Annotated in this window: 10 protein-coding genes; 5 read left to right on the top strand and 5 right to left on the bottom strand. The window is 61.9% G+C overall.

Going from position 1 to position 14,273, the window contains the following annotated elements:
- Nucleotides 1-32: 32 nt before the first annotated feature.
- The gene (gene pip, locus NON22_RS01190; RefSeq protein ID WP_257385064.1) at nucleotides 33-995 is read left to right on the top strand and encodes a prolyl aminopeptidase; all 963 of its coding nucleotides are present in this window, start codon (nucleotides 33-35) and stop codon (nucleotides 993-995) included.
- A 218-nt stretch (nucleotides 996-1,213) separates the two neighbouring features.
- Complete coding sequence (locus NON22_RS01185) at nucleotides 1,214-3,424, top strand: winged helix-turn-helix domain-containing protein (RefSeq protein ID WP_257385063.1); 2,211 nt, start codon at nucleotides 1,214-1,216, stop codon at nucleotides 3,422-3,424.
- 169 nt (nucleotides 3,425-3,593) lie between these two features.
- On the opposite strand, the gene NON22_RS01180 is transcribed toward NON22_RS01185, so the two are convergent.
- From NON22_RS01180 to NON22_RS01165, 4 genes are all read right to left on the bottom strand, one after another.
- Nucleotides 3,594-3,953: a hypothetical protein gene (locus NON22_RS01180; protein ID WP_257385062.1), complete on the bottom strand. Its 360-nt coding sequence runs from the start codon at nucleotides 3,951-3,953 to the stop codon at nucleotides 3,594-3,596.
- On the bottom strand, nucleotides 3,950-4,234 hold the full coding sequence (locus NON22_RS01175; RefSeq protein ID WP_257385060.1) for a hypothetical protein: 285 nt from the start codon (nucleotides 4,232-4,234) through the stop codon (nucleotides 3,950-3,952). The genes NON22_RS01180 and NON22_RS01175 overlap by 4 nt, the downstream gene beginning before the upstream one ends.
- 228 nt (nucleotides 4,235-4,462) lie before the next feature.
- The gene (locus NON22_RS01170; RefSeq protein WP_257385059.1) at nucleotides 4,463-4,669 is read right to left on the bottom strand and encodes a hypothetical protein; all 207 of its coding nucleotides are present in this window, start codon (nucleotides 4,667-4,669) and stop codon (nucleotides 4,463-4,465) included.
- 546 nt (nucleotides 4,670-5,215) lie between these two features.
- Nucleotides 5,216-6,925 carry a CehA/McbA family metallohydrolase gene (locus tag NON22_RS01165; RefSeq protein WP_257385058.1) on the bottom strand — a complete coding sequence of 570 codons (1,710 nt, stop codon included), beginning with the start codon at nucleotides 6,923-6,925 and terminating at the stop codon, nucleotides 5,216-5,218.
- Between the two features lie 661 nt (nucleotides 6,926-7,586).
- On the opposite strand from NON22_RS01165, the gene NON22_RS01160 reads away from it, so the two are divergent.
- The 3 genes from NON22_RS01160 (at nucleotide 7,587) to NON22_RS01150 (ending at nucleotide 12,830) form a co-directional block, all read left to right on the top strand.
- Nucleotides 7,587-7,862, top strand: coding sequence for a beta/gamma crystallin family protein (locus tag NON22_RS01160; protein ID WP_257385057.1), 276 nt, complete (start codon nucleotides 7,587-7,589; stop codon nucleotides 7,860-7,862).
- 645 nt (nucleotides 7,863-8,507) lie between these two features.
- Nucleotides 8,508-9,392: a DUF4238 domain-containing protein gene (locus tag NON22_RS01155; RefSeq protein ID WP_257385056.1), complete on the top strand. Its 885-nt coding sequence runs from the start codon at nucleotides 8,508-8,510 to the stop codon at nucleotides 9,390-9,392.
- A 234-nt stretch (nucleotides 9,393-9,626) separates the two neighbouring features.
- Nucleotides 9,627-12,830, top strand: a complete 3,204-nt coding sequence (locus tag NON22_RS01150) for a tetratricopeptide repeat protein (protein ID WP_257385055.1) — start codon at nucleotides 9,627-9,629, stop codon at nucleotides 12,828-12,830.
- A 52-nt stretch (nucleotides 12,831-12,882) separates the two neighbouring features.
- Here NON22_RS01150 and NON22_RS01145 read toward each other — a convergent pair whose 3' ends face one another.
- Nucleotides 12,883-14,253, bottom strand: coding sequence for a hypothetical protein (locus tag NON22_RS01145; RefSeq protein ID WP_257385054.1), 1,371 nt, complete (start codon nucleotides 14,251-14,253; stop codon nucleotides 12,883-12,885).
- Between the last annotated feature and the right edge of the window lie 20 nt (nucleotides 14,254-14,273).

Raw genomic sequence — 14,273 nt, 5'->3', positions numbered from 1 at the left:
ACACTCGCGGGATTGTCTCGCCAGGAGCTGCCATGAGCGCCGCCCAGAATCCGCGCCGCACGCTGTATCCGGAAATCGAGCCGTTCGATAGCGGCCGCCTGCAGGTCTCCGACCTGCACAGCGTGTACTACGAGCAGTGCGGCAACCCGCAGGGCAAGCCCGTCGTGTTCCTGCACGGCGGTCCCGGCGCGGGCTGCAACGCGAACTCGCGCCGCTTCTTCGATCCGCAGCACTACCGCATCGTGCTGTTCGACCAGCGCGGCTGCGGCCGCTCCACGCCGCATGCGGAACTGCGCGACAACACGACCTGGCACCTCGTCGCCGACATCGAGCGGCTGCGCGAGCATCTGGGTATCGATCGCTGGCAGGTGTTCGGCGGCTCCTGGGGCTCGACCCTCGCGCTGGCCTATGCGCAGACGCATCCGCAACGCGTGAGCGAGCTCGTGCTGCGCGGCATTTTCATGCTGCGGCGCTGGGAGCTCGAGTGGTTCTATCAGCGCGGCTGCGACGCGATCTTTCCGGACGTCTGGGAGACCTATCTCAAGGCGATTCCCGAAGTCGAGCGCGGCGATCTCATGAGCGCCTACTACCGGCGTCTGACCAGCGGCGACGCGGCCGTGCGCACGGCCGCGGCCAAGGCCTGGTCGACCTGGGAGGGCGCGACGAGTTTCCTTTACCAGGATCCGTCGCACATCGCCGCGACCGGCGAGGACCAGTTCGCGCTCGCGTTCGCGCGCATCGAATGCCACTACTTCGTGCACGGCGGATTCTTCGAGCATGACGATCAGCTGCTGCGCAACGCGGGTCGGCTGCGCGACATTCCGGCCGTGATCGTGCAGGGTCGCTATGACGTCGTCTGTCCGGCGCGTTCGGCCTGGGACCTGCACCGCGCCTGGCCGGAGGCGGATCTGCGCATCGTCGCCGACGCCGGCCATTCGGCCCTGGAGCCCGGCATCACGCACGAGCTGATCGAGGCCACCGACCGCTTCCGCTGAGGCTGCATGTTGCAGCGCTTGCGGGTAAGTTGCGCAGGCACGGCGGTATTCGCGCGTTCGCCGGCGAGGCGTCGCGGCCTGGTTGACCGGCGCGCGGCCATTGCCGAGAGTGGCCGGGCGGCTTCGCTGCTGTGTCCGGGTACCGGACGCGGTCACGGCGACGACGCATCGCCGCCCGGCGTCCGCGTCGGGTGAACCATGGGTTTCGGGGGGACTGGGTGAGCTCCAACGTTCGCGTGCTGCGGCCACAGGACCAGACACGATTTGCCCGCCTCGGCGACTGGTTCGTCGATCTGGCGAGCAATCGCCTGTTGCGCGGCGATCGCGAGCTGCGGCCGACGCCGAAGGCGATGGCCGTGCTGCGCCAGCTCATGCTCGCCAACGGCGCACCGCAGACGCGCAGCGAACTGCTCGACACGGTCTGGCGCGACGCGTTTCCGACCGACGACGTGCTGACCCACGCGATCACCGAGCTGCGCCGCGCGATCGAGGAAGATCCCAAGCTGCCGCGGCACATCGAGACGATTCCGAAGGTCGGCTACCGCCTGCTGACGCCAGTCGAATGGCTGGAGCAACTGCCCGGGGCGGGCGGCGAAACGGCCGCGGAAGCCGCCCCGGCAGTGCCGGTCGTCGTCGAACTGCCACCGAAGCGGCCGCAGGGACTCTGGATCATTGCCGTCGTCGTCGTCGCCGCCTGCGCGCTGCTGGCCGTGTTCGGCCGCGCGCCTCCACCCTCGCGCGTGGACCTGCGCAATCCGCTGTTCGCGCAAAGCGGCTTCCCGGTGCGCCCGGTCACGGCCGAATCCGACAGCGAAACCTTTCCGAGCATCTCGCCCGACGGCACGTCGGTCGCCTACACGGCGCGCTATCCCGGCGATGAAGGCCCGCACATCTATCTGCGCGGCCTGTCGGGCTCGCCGCCGATACGCCTGTCGCGCAGCGACTCCAGCGAGGAGACCTATCCGGTCTGGTCGCCCGACGGCACGCAGATCGCGTTCCTGCGCATGCGCGGCGACGTCTGCCGTATCGTCGTCGTCGCCGCGCTCGGCGGCCGCGAACGCGAAGTGGCCGGCTGCGAGCCGCATTTCCTCGACTATTTCGACTGGAGCCGCGACGGACGCTCGCTGCTGATCTCGCGCCAGCGAGAGCTCGCGCCGGTCGACGGCAAGCCGCGCACCGAAACGGCCAAGAGCCTGCACCGCCTCGCGCTCGAAGACGGCCAGGTAGCGCCGCTGGACTACCAGCGCGATCCGGGCCAGCCCGACATCCAGCCGCGCGCCTCGCCCGACGGCCGGCGCATCGCGTTCCGCCGCGGCGCGGTACCGTACAGCGACATCTTCGTCGTCGATGTCGGCGGCGGCTCGGCGCGCCAGCTCACGCGCCTGCGCGCGCGCATCCGCGGCTACGACTGGCTGCCGGACAACCGCCACATCCTGCTGTCGTCGGACCACGGCGGCACGCAGAGTCTGTATCTGCTCGACACCGAATCGGGCGATCTCGCCAACCTCGGCATCGTCGGCGGCAGCTATCCGGCGGTCAGCCGCGGCCGCGGTCTGGCCGTGTTCCAGCAGGACAACGCCGACATCAATCTGCAGAGCTTCCGTTTCGACGCGGCGGCCGACGCGGCCGGCGAAGCGATCGCCTCGTCCACGCGCAGCGAATCCTGGCCGGCCTTCGCACCGAACGACGACCGCCTCGTGTTCGTGTCCAACCGCGGCGGCGATTCGCAGCTCTGGCTGTTCGAACCCGGCGCGCGCACCTCGTACCAGATCACCCACCACGGCAAAGTCGAGCTCAGCGCGCCGAACTGGTCGCCCGACGGCCGCCGCGTGCTCTACGTCGCGCGCGGCAGCGGCCAGAGCCGGCTGTATTCGGTCGAGGTCGATTCCGGCCAGACCCGGCAGGAGAGCGAGGAAGGCGACAACGTGCGCTACGGCGCGTATTCCTGGGACGGCCACAGCATCTTCTACGTGTCCGACCGCGACGGCGCCTGGCATATCTGGCAGCGCGACCTCGCCGCGCGCACGAGCCGGCGCCTGTCCGAATCCTCGGCCTACAGCGTCAGCGACGGCGCCGGAAATGGAAAACTGTACTTCGCGAACATGGGCGAGGGCGGCCTGTACGCGATCGACCTGGCCAGCGGCGCCGAGGAGCGCGTCAACAGCAACGTGCAGTTCTGGAACATGAACGCCTGGCGCGTGGACCCGAGCGGCCTGTACTACCTCTACAGCGGCGAAGACATGAAGCCGCAGTTGTTCGTGCAGCCCTGGGACGGCACTCCGCCGCGGCTGCTGCGCAAGGTCGAATGGGCGCTGCCCGAAGGCGGCTTCGCGCTCGACCGCGCGGCGACGCGCGCCGTGCTGCCGGTCGTCGCTCGCGACGACACCGACGTGATGCTGCTGGATCTGTCGGCGGTTCTCGCGCCCTGAGGGCTCAGGCGCCCGGAAGCGTCCGGAAATCGGCGGAGCTCATTGCCGTCGGCGCAGCGACGCAACGGAACTGCGCCTGCCGACGCGAACACGGTCGAACGGTGTGACGCAGGCGTGCGCGACTGACGCAGCGAATATCCCGACAGGCGCGGAACAGGAACGGGCTGGTCTAACGCCGGCCGGTCCAGTCCGAGAAGCGCTGCTTCGGCTCCGGAGCCGGACGCGGCAACGGTTCCATGCCGCTGGCGATCAGGCGGATGTCGGTGTCGGTGTAGTCGTCCTGGCCGAGCAGAATCAGCGAGGCCTCGGCGCCGCCGGCGACCTTCGCGTAGTCGAGGAACAGTTCCTGATCCATGACGGGCGGCCGCCGCGTGCTGCAGACCGACAGCGGCACGCGCAGACGCGCGCCGGGCTGGCCGACGAAGGCGTAGGCCGGACGCAGCTTCCGGAGCAGGGCGCCGTCGAGCCTGGCGACGGCGAAACGTTCGCCGAGTTCGACGCACCGGCCGATCGCGATGTCGAAGCTCATGCGCTTCCTCCGTGGGTGCCCGGCAGGCGGATCAAGGTGTTCACGGCGCCGATCACGTGCCGTTCGAGCAACGACCGCAAGCGCGTTTCCACATTGGACAGGTCGGCCAGGTTGGCCGGCGCCGACAGCGAATAGATGAAGCCGTCGGTTTGATGGCGCGCGGCGCGGCTCACGTCGATCTGCGGCGTCTGCGCCGCCGCCCACCAGATGCGTCGGAGCAGCGCCGGCCCGACGCTCGTGCCGGGAGCCAGACGGAACTGGAAATGCACGACGAGGTACATGAAGACTCCACGGGGGGAAACGGCAAGGCAACAGGCCGTTCGCCGATGTCGGCGCGGCGAAGTCTGCGGATGCACGAACGGCGGATGGGAGGCTTCGGTAGCGGAAGAGCCTGCGTGTCGCTCCATGCCGCGAACGGCACGTAAACGTCGGTCGACTATGCGCCCACAGGCGTAAGGGAGTGTTAAATCGCCAAGGCGGAAAACGGCGAATTCGTTGCGGCGCTGCTTTCACGCGACGCGGACGATGCCGCCTGGGCTTGCGCCCAGGCGGCTGTCGCGGGGTTCGGTCGCCGGCACCACACGGGTGGGTTCGACGACTTCCTTTTCCTTCTTCTGCTGATCGGCCGGCATACCCGGTTTGCTGTCGGTCGGGGCTTCGACAGGCGCGGCCTTCGAGGCATCGCTCGGATTGCGGTTGTTGGCATTGTTGCTCATGGGGAAAATTCCTCAGAGCCGTCCGTGGCGAACTGCATTCCGGGGAAAATCGAGGCAACGGGGCATTGCCCGTTGCAGGAGCACGTACCGGAGCCCGGTACCTGTAGCGGTCGCCGCCGCGACGCGAGAAATGCGATCGGCAGCCGGTGCGGCGAGCGTGAGTCCCGCCGGCGATGAGTAGGTGAGAACTGAACGCACCTTGCGCCCGGACGTGTTAGCTGAGCGTTACGGCCGCAGGGTTGTTGGTTGTTGTCTATTTTACTAGTTTATTTTTTTAATAAATAGCTAAAAAACGAAAGAGTTCGGATTTCGCGGAACTGCAGTTCTGCGGCGGCGGGGGAGTGGCGCGGTAATTTCCGCTGATCGGGTCAGCGACGGCTCGCCGTCGGCTGCGGCTGGGCCGTGCCGGTTGCGTACCAGCAGGGGAACCGTCGCGAGGCCGGCCTTGGTCGCGCCTGGGTCATTCGCGAGTCGGCCGCCCCGCGGCGGCCGATGTCCATCTCACCGGCGGCGCCGGCGCCATGCCGGCTCGCAGCTCCGCGGTGTTCAGTAGAACCCGCTGCCGAAGATCCGGTCTTCCGGCGCGAGCTGGGTCACCCACAGCGGTGCGGACCAGAGCAGGGCGCCGTCGTCCTGAGTGATCTTCGCGTAGTAGAAATGTTCGCCGGCGGCGGGATTCAGCACGGCCTGGGCGCTGCTCGCCGCCAAGGTCACCGTGCCGTTGCGGCCGGGCACGCCTTCGTAGATCTGCACCTGGCTCGCCGTGCGTCCGCGCGTGCTCGCGTAGTCGACGCGCAGGTTCAGCGCGCCGTCGTTCGCGAAGCGCTGGCCCATGAGGCGCTCGCCGCTCGTCAGCAGGATCTGCGCGGTCTTGTCCATCGTCGCGAACACGCGGCGCGCGCGCAGCGCGTCGCGCAGGCTCGCGGCGGTCAGCGCCTGTCCCTGAGGAATCAGCACGGCCGTGCGGTTGCCATAGGACGCGCCCCAGTTCGCGCAGTGGTTGTCCTGGTTGCTGGCCGGTGCGACGTGATAGCCGCGCTCGAGCAGCTTCTTCCAGACGCTTTCGTAGCTGCTGCGGCTGGTCTCGGATTCGTCCGTAGCGATGGAGAACGCGGAGCTGTTCAGCACTTCGCTGAGCACCATGACCTCGTCGCCGTCGGCGGTATAGCCCACGGCGTCACCGTCGACGACGAACTGCCCCGAACTGGTCGGGTGGTTGAACTGGCCGATCACCTGCTGGCCGCGCATGAATGTATACAACGACGCGTAGTCGCTTTTGGGCGTATAGAAGCTGCCGATCAGCTGGTTCGCCGCGTTGTACTCCCAGCCGTACAAGGCCTCAGCGCCGATGATGTTCAGATGGCCGCCGTTGGTCGTGACGCCCCATTCCATGCCGTAGAGCGCGAGAAACCCCGCATGGTCGGCCGTGTAGGTCGCCGCCGCGTCGAGGCCCGACTGGTACAGGTCCAGCGCGAACTGCTGCGACGCGTTCGTGTTGGTGCCGGTGGAACGGTCGTACATGTGGTTGTGCTCGCTCGCGAGCAGGAAGTCGAGCCCGTGTGCCTGCGCGTAGGCGAACGCATCGGCCGGACCGTAGGCGCCGGACTGCGGCGACTCGGCGTTGTTGCAGGTGCTCAGGTCGCCGCCGCCGTCGCTGTGATTGGTCTGGCTGTGCAGGTTGCCGTAATGGATCACGTAGCGCGCGTCGCCGGACGGCACGGCGACGTCGAGATCCGTCGCGCCGCTCGGCAAAGGCCGGAAGTCGGCCGGCAACCGGGCCCGCGGCGGCGCGCCGACGGCGATGCTCCAATCCTCATGCACGATGTCGGCCGTGCGGGCCAGCGAGGGCGGCGCGGCCTGCGCCGCTAGCGCGGTCTGCAGCTCCTCGGCGCCGCCGGCGCCGGCCGCGAATTCCAGCCGGTAGATGCCGTCGGCGACGCGGTCGCCGCGCTCGTCGCGGCCGTCCCAGTCCAGTTCCAGGCGCCGGCGCTTGTCGCCGGCCAGCGCTTCGCCGCTCCAGCGGCGCAGCACGCGGCCGTCCGCCGCGAACAGGCGCAGCTGCCAGGCGACGGCCACGCCGTCGCGGCCCGGATACAGCAGTTCGACGGCGCCGCGGCGCGCGCCGTCCGCGTCGGCGCGGAACGGAAAGTCCAGGCTCGCTTCGAGTTCGTCGTGTTCGTGGGCGACGGTGGCGGCCGCGCCGGTCGCAGCCAACAGCAGACCGAGCGCGACGAGGCGCGCCGATGGCAAGGACATGAGAAATCCCCCCCTCAGGATTTCGCGCGCCCTGTACGGGCGCAGAGCCGCTCGGGCTGCGTCCTCGCTCCGATCGTCGAAATGGCGTGATCAGCCTGTGCCGTCATGGCGAGGCTTCGGCGGCGGAGCTCCGCTCCGCTGCCGTCGTCGGGCGCCTGCCCGTACGGGTCCGTATCATAGCCGGCTACTGCGACGGTTTGGAGGCGGCGGCGCGAAAGGCGCGGCGGCGCAACGGGGTTGCCACGTGGCGGGTCCTGCGCGACTCGCGTCCGGCGATGCGCTGTTCCTCGATCGCCTTCGCCGAAGCGGCGAGCTCTTCCGGGAGGACAGGGTCTTCCGACCTCCGCGCCCGCACCCCGGAAGCCAGGCCTCGATGCGGAGTGCAGACTTTCCGGGGCGCTTCCCGCCGAACGCCGACTGTTCGGAGGTCCCGGAAGGCGGAGCGTGCTTTGCGCAGGCGGTACGCGAAAGGGGCAACGTGATGCCTAGCGCAGCACGAAGGCGCGTCCTATCACGTTCCGGAGAAGATTTCATAAATACGTATACAACAATAATTACTTTGCATTGTTGTATTGACAATTAAAGTGGAAAGATTGCAACGTGCGGTGCCGGAGAATGGCTCCGGCATGGCCTGACGGCCATTCGAAACAAGGGGAAAGTCATGGCAAAGATCATCCTGTTCGAAGACGTGAACTTCGGCGGCAGCGCGCTGGTGGTGACGGTCGCCGATCCCGACCTGGTGCCGCAGGGCTGGAACGACAAGACGTCGTCGCTGATCGTGATTGATGGCCAGTGGACGCTCTACGAGGACATCAACTACGGCGGCAAGACCTGGACCGTGAGTTCCGTCGGCGGTCCGACCGGCGACGGCACCTATCCCGACTACAGCGACTGGGGCGGAACGAACGATTCCATTTCTTCGCTCAAGCCGAGCTGAGGTCCGGGACCGTCGCAGAAAACGGGAAGCCGGCCGCGTGATATGGGGCGCATCGTTCTTCGCCGAAGGACTCGGCGTCGAAGAAACCACGCCAGCTCGCGGAACGGCCATCGATCAGGGGGCGAAAGATGGATGCAGGACTGGGGAAGCAGGTTCGGGCCGGGACCGCCGGCCTGGACCTGCCGTCACGGTGAACGCAATGCGACCGGTGTCGTGGACGTCCGATGCGGAGAGGGCGCTTGCTGCGGGATTCAGGACGTCGGCGATGGCGCCGGACTCGCTGATGGTGCCGGTGGAGGGAATCGAACCCCCACTCCGTTGCCGGAAACAGATTTTGAGTCGGGTTCAAATTTTTAAGCATATGAATTTTATCGATATTTTTAGCGAAAATCGAAAAGTGTGTAAGAAAGTGTGTCAGTGTGTAAGAGGTGTGTAAGTAATAGTCGAGCGCGTCTGATGTGGTATAGATTGACCTCAGCGGAGAGTCAAGGCCGAGGTAGCTCCGCTTACTTCAGATCGAACTCGCAGTCTCAGCCGGCGAGATGGTTTGCTGATGGAGTGCTGCGGCAGGTAGTGCGCCTGCAAGAGGTTTCAATGGCCCTGTGATGTTGATTCCTTTTGACCGTACATTTTGAGAGGGTCAGGATGGGCAAGGCCAACGTAACGAAGCGCTGCCATTGGGTGCCGCAAGCGTATCTGCGTGGATTTGCTTCGGACGACGAAAAGAAAAAGATCTGGCGATTCGGCAGAACATCCGGAGACCCGGAGCTCAAGGGAATCGACAAGGTAGCTGTCCGATTCCACTTGTATGTACCAAAGGATGCTGACGGGCAGCGAGATGACAGCTTCGAACACAAGCTAGCGGATTTGGAGCAATGGTTTGGCTCGGTCGTTTGGAAGAAGCTGCGGGACGACATGATTGACTTGAGCTGGGACCCATTGCGAAAAATGGTCTCGCTGCTCGCGGCCACCCTGATGCTTCGCAATCCCGCGTTCCTGCAGCTAACTCAAGAAATGCATGCTCAACTCGTGGATTTTCACTCGGGGCCAGGCGGGCCAGCGTCGTCAGTTGAGATAAACGGGAAAGAATATGAGCTAGATCTGGAGAAGTGGCCCGCGTATCGAGACGCAGGGGAAGATGACATTAAACGCTTCTGGATTGAAGAAATAAGCGGCGCCGGTGTTTACGCCAAGATGTTCATGGCAATGCGCTGGTCGATGGTGATCGCCGATCAACCAGTATTCATTACGAGCGATAACCCGATTACGTTCTTGCATCCGTCCGATCGGTTTCGAGGCATAAAGAACTCCGAAACCAGCATTCTGTTCCCGATCAGCCCGGCCCGTTTGTTGTTGTTTGACAATCGGACCAGCGAGCCGGCAAACCAGTACTACCCCCTCAAGGGAAATGGCGGAGCGCACAATTTATTGATATGGCGCAATGCCAACGAGCATATGTTCAGCCACAGAAATCCCGATGAGGTTTGCGCTGAAATGCTGAAGGCCTCTGAAGAGTTTGGGAGCTCATAGAGGCCACTGGTGACGTATCACTGCAAACCCTGCCCCTTAACCAGTATCGCAGCGTGAATGTGTGCGCGTAGTCTACTTGCTCAGATCGCGGCGCGCGTCAAACGGCTGCGTTTGTGGCAGGGGCGTTCGGACTGCCCGGAAGGTGGGAGAAAGACCTTCCTTGTTGAGTAGGCTGCGTAGGCGACTACTACCTATCGGCTTGACTCTCGATCCCCATCGCGTAGGAACAGCAGGATGCAGAAGAAGCCAGAAAATATGGTCTCGCCATCAGAGTTCATGCGCCAAATCCGGCCTGAACTATATTCCGACTCTGCTCAGCGCATTAAACATCAGCTCAAAGCTGAGGTTCTGTCTCATCATCTGGACACTATTACCGACCGAAACCAGACGCATGATTTCGAACTGTTCTGTCGAAAGCTTTGCGAGCGGACCATCTGCCCAAACCTAAGGCCCGCGACGGGGCCGGAAGGTGGCGGGGATAGCAAGGCTGACACCGAGACATCCCCTGTATCCGATGAGATCAGTAAGCTCGCCTATGTTGGTCTCGCCAACAGCGGCAGTGAGCGATGGGCTTTCGCCTTCAGTGCAAAGAAGGTGTGGGCAGACAAAGCGCGCTCGGACGTGGCCGGCATCATGGCCACGAATCGTGGCTATAAGAAAGTCTTCTTTGTAACGTCGAGGCCTGCGCGCGCAAAGGATCGAGCGCGAATAGAAGAAGAGCTTTCTAGTAAGTACGGCGTTCAAGTTACGATTCATGACCGAACGTGGATCATCAAAGAAGTCATAGAAAATAGCCGGCGCGACCTTGCGTACTACTATCTGGGCATCGGTGATGAAGCGAGCGATCTTGATCTTGGCCCATCAGATTATTCGCGCAAACGGCAGTTGGCCGAAATAGAACAGGAACTGACGGATCCTGAGGCGTTCACTGGGATGAAGATGCAGCGAGCTGCCGAAGCGCTCGTTGCCGCCAAGCTGGCGCGAGAATTGGAATTGCCGAGACCCGACGTAGACGGAAGACTGCTTCGGGCTGTTCGCTTGGCGGACGACGGAGGGACACGCCGGCAGCAACTTACTGCGCGCTACGAGACTCTATGGACGGCTTTCTGGTGGTTCGATGACATTAACGCGATCGTCAACGGCTACGACAACTTCGAAGCGCTAGTCGCCACAAGCGAGCATGCGGCTGAGCTCGAAATGCTCTGCAACCTACTGCAGCTACTTTTCAACGCTGTCATCCATGGCCACCTCACGCCAGAGCAGGTGGGACTGAAGCAGCGGGTCGCACGGTTGTTGTCAAGATTGACCGAACTTGCGAGTGACAGCGAGCGACCGAACAACGCGTTGGAGGCCAAAGTCTCCCTGCTTACCATCAGCGTCAATGAAGCAGTAATGGCCCGTGAACCAGGTCAGCTTGCCATATTGTGGCCCCAGTTCAGGAAGATCGTCGCCAAGGCCGACGGCCTAGGAGAGTTTGACGCTAGTCGTCTAGTCAGGTTGATCGAGGTGTTTGGCAAGGTGGCTGGTAAGGACCGCAGCTACCGGGACCTCGTGGATCAGGTTTCTGACTTCGTAGCTAGGCGCACTGGCGAGAGTCTGGGGGCGTTGGTACTACTCAAACGGGCCAACCAGCTCGACTTCGACGAGAACATGGAGATGATCAGGGTTCTCGGCAAAGCCGTCCGAATGCTCTCAAAAAAAGAGCACGCCGAGGACTTGGTTGATGCGCTGTGCCTCCTCGGAGTGGCATATCGAAGTGCCGGGTTGCTTTGGGCCGCGCGCGCGAGCTGCACGTCAGCTGCCGCGATCTTGTTTATCGAAGCGGACGAGGATGGGTCACTCCCGGCAACTGCTTTTCCGACACTGATGAATGCTGCATGGATGGCGGTCGAGCTCAAGCACTTTCCCGAAATACTGGAAATCATTCAAATCGCGCGTGGATCCTTGAGCGCGTTGCCCTACGATGATGAGTCGTCCAAGCGCGCCGACAAGCAGTTGCAGGATTTCGACCTGGTGCTGGCTTGCCAGTTGGCGAATCTTTCTCGGGATGAAGTGCAGCAGCTTGAGACGATCCCCGACATCTTGAGCGGTCTGGGTATGAACCACAGCAAGTTCACGCTTCTCTATATGCTCGGGTACGAGAAATTTCTGAGAGGCGAGGGATGGATTCCTGAGAGCGAATCAGCTTCGGACGTTGCGAGCTTTTTCAACCGACTAGCTGGACAGCCCGCTGGCGATGCCTCCTGGAGACCTGCAATATTCAACGGGCAGAACGAGCAGGTGTTTGCCACCTCTGTTCTTGGCGTGCAGGTTCGTGTGGCGCACAAACCTACAGATATTTGCGTAACCGTTTCCGAGGCGATTGTCGCGACGGTCGAGGCCTTCTTCGCAACGGCGTTCGAGTTGGAGGTTGCCGCCCATTCGGAGCAGTTCGATGTTGCCGTTGTCGAAGAAGACATTGCGCGCTTCGCGGTGGTAATCGACATAGATCAGATGAGGGCGACGGTTCGTTGGCCCCGTGGTTTGTTTCCAGGATCACCATCGGTACATGCTGATTTCCTCAATATGTTGCTAGAAGTCGCGGCTACGATCTTTTCAGCTACGTGCCGCACAAAAGAAAACCTGGAAGAAGCAATCGCTCGCCTCTTCAAGACAGATGCAGCAATCGATCGCGTTGCGATGATTGGCTCCGTTTGTTCCAGTCGCCAGCGCATCTTCCGTGGCGTCTCGCGTTTGTCCTCGTGGGACAGGTATGAACCCAAGAGGTTTGAGGCCAAACTCGACAGGCCCAAAGTTAAGCGCGAGCCACCCCTAGCTAAGGCGCATTCGCAGGAAACCGGCGAATTCGTTGATGAGAGGCCGGAAGTCTTAAAGATGACTGATCACCGTGACGTGAAGGTTCGATCGGTTATCGACATCCACCTTTGGGACCGTGCAGGTTGGACGGGAACTGCATACGGCATGTTCGCACCCGAGGCGCCACCGTTCATGGCGCTTATGTTCAAGAATCGCGAGGCGGCGAAAAAAATATTTGAGCGATGGCGCGAACGATTTGGGGATGCGGACAAGGAGGAGGAAATCTACATCGGGGTTGTTCGCCAGTTCTCTGTCGAGCATCCGACGCACTACGGTGTGATCGTGACCTCAAGCATTCAGAAGGGTCAGGTAGATTCACGATTTACCATGCTTGCGTCGCGCTCCCTCACTATGGAACCTTCCGACGACGTCAACCTCACTCGGTTTCTGGACCACTACAGGAGAGTTGGAGCCTACCTGCTGATGCCCGCCGTGTTGATGCCGGGACAGTCGCCGATACTCCTTAAGGATGTGTATCTGCTAAAGCGGTCGTTGCATGCAAAGATAGCTGCTGATGTAGGCCCGTACGATCTAGAGAACATGTTTCTGAAGGTCGCAGGGCTTGAGCCCGGCCAAGCGTAATACTGCGCGCTGATAAGCATTTGTAGGACTACGTCGCGTGCGTTAGCGCTCATTATTCGACGGGTGCTTGCCAATGACCGCCGGGTCGCTGCGCCACATCGTCAGGAGCTACAAGAAAAACATCATCCATCGGTCGAGGGTGTACGTTTCGTATTGCACACCAGATCGTGGTTTCGTCGAAAGCGATCCCGCTAGTTGGTGGGCACTCAGGGGCGAAGCAGTGAGCATACACATACTCTAGCTGCTTGTTCGTCTGAACAAACTCACGAGCGTTAGCGAGGATCTTCTTGTGCCTCTCTTGTTCGATCAAGTTGCCGTCTACTGCCTCAAATCCGACATGGATTACGCCAGGCCTGTCTGGTGGAAGTTGTTCGTTCGCTTCCACGATCTTCTTACGGATGTCACGCGCTTTGCCGGAGATGGCCGTGTCGGAAAGGCTTTGCCAATGTAGGACGATAGCCTGGCTGCATTCTTCAATGTAACGCGGGTTTTTTGACCAGAGCTTGGTGCGGAGCGAAGTCCGATAGTTCCCATTGCGAACGTACTCTCCCGTTAGTAACTGGAGGATGCGGGTACTTCCCTGCAACACGAGATCCGTTCTAAGCACGTATTGAAGTGGGGAAATATCAAGAATCGAGATCGTTCCGTGGCTAATATCGTCGGCCCACTCAAGAGAGGTTCTTCCTGATTCTATCCAGGCGTCGACTTTCTCCTTGAGATATGGGCTTGGAACAGCGGATAGCTCGACAAAGAACTGGACATTGCATAGTGCGTTAGCTCCGACTCCTTCTAGGAACGCAGTGCAATTACTCCAGAGTGATCCGATTTTTAGCCGCTCTTGTTCGGTGTAGTCACCAACTTCCATGCGCTTGCATTCGACCGCCCACGAAACTCCCTTCAGAAGAATATCGAGATCATGGCTTTTCGATGTTTTGCTTTCGTCGACGAATTTCACCTGTGCGCCAATTCGGCTGTAGGCGGCAGCGACGAGGAGTTCAAACATTGTTCCGTTCGGCTGCGATGCGTTGGACGCAATCATTTTCCGCACGCGCTTCTTCGAGCCTTCAATATCCAGGAGGCGCTCGATGTTTCTACCTATCGATCTGAAGACAGGAACAACTCGCGATCCGTAAATTGGTTCGAAATTCCAGATGTGGTCAAGGTGAGACTCGGCTAGGAAAAGGTGCCAACCAAAAGTGTCGTTGGGATCAAAAACGCGAGTCCCTTTCGGATCAGTGATGTTTCTTCCCAAAGTAGTCTGATATAGACGTCGCGCGGCGTTCTCGCGACGCTTTACCCACTGCTGACGTGGCATCAATGATCTAAACCACTCGACCGCACGTCGCAAATCCGGATCGTCAGGCCACTCGTCCGGTCTAACTGTCGGTGGGGTAAAGAAATCTTCAGGAAAGGCAATGTCCATTGCGCGCTCGGTTTACAAAT

This window comes from Tahibacter caeni (genome assembly GCF_024609805.1).
In the GTDB taxonomy this organism is placed as follows: Bacteria; Pseudomonadota; Gammaproteobacteria; order Xanthomonadales; family Rhodanobacteraceae; genus Tahibacter; species Tahibacter caeni.
The sequence above is the reverse complement of the archived record's forward strand: the minus strand, read 5'-3'. Positions and strand labels throughout refer to the sequence as shown.

What these genes read in the sequence shown, in the direction of transcription:
- pip (WP_257385064.1), top strand. Translation starts at nt 33, where the DNA reads ATGAGCGCCGCCCAGAATCCGCGCCGCACGCTGTATCCGGAAATCGAG.
- NON22_RS01145 (WP_257385054.1), bottom strand. Translation starts at nt 14,253, where the DNA reads ATGGACATTGCCTTTCCTGAAGATTTCTTTACCCCACCGACAGTTAGA.
- NON22_RS01150 (WP_257385055.1), top strand. Translation starts at nt 9,627, where the DNA reads ATGCAGAAGAAGCCAGAAAATATGGTCTCGCCATCAGAGTTCATGCGC.
- NON22_RS01160 (WP_257385057.1), top strand. Translation starts at nt 7,587, where the DNA reads ATGGCAAAGATCATCCTGTTCGAAGACGTGAACTTCGGCGGCAGCGCG.
- NON22_RS01170 (WP_257385059.1), bottom strand. Translation starts at nt 4,669, where the DNA reads ATGAGCAACAATGCCAACAACCGCAATCCGAGCGATGCCTCGAAGGCC.
- NON22_RS01155 (WP_257385056.1), top strand. Translation starts at nt 8,508, where the DNA reads ATGGGCAAGGCCAACGTAACGAAGCGCTGCCATTGGGTGCCGCAAGCG.
- NON22_RS01165 (WP_257385058.1), bottom strand. Translation starts at nt 6,925, where the DNA reads ATGTCCTTGCCATCGGCGCGCCTCGTCGCGCTCGGTCTGCTGTTGGCT.
- NON22_RS01175 (WP_257385060.1), bottom strand. Translation starts at nt 4,234, where the DNA reads ATGTACCTCGTCGTGCATTTCCAGTTCCGTCTGGCTCCCGGCACGAGC.
- NON22_RS01180 (WP_257385062.1), bottom strand. Translation starts at nt 3,953, where the DNA reads ATGAGCTTCGACATCGCGATCGGCCGGTGCGTCGAACTCGGCGAACGT.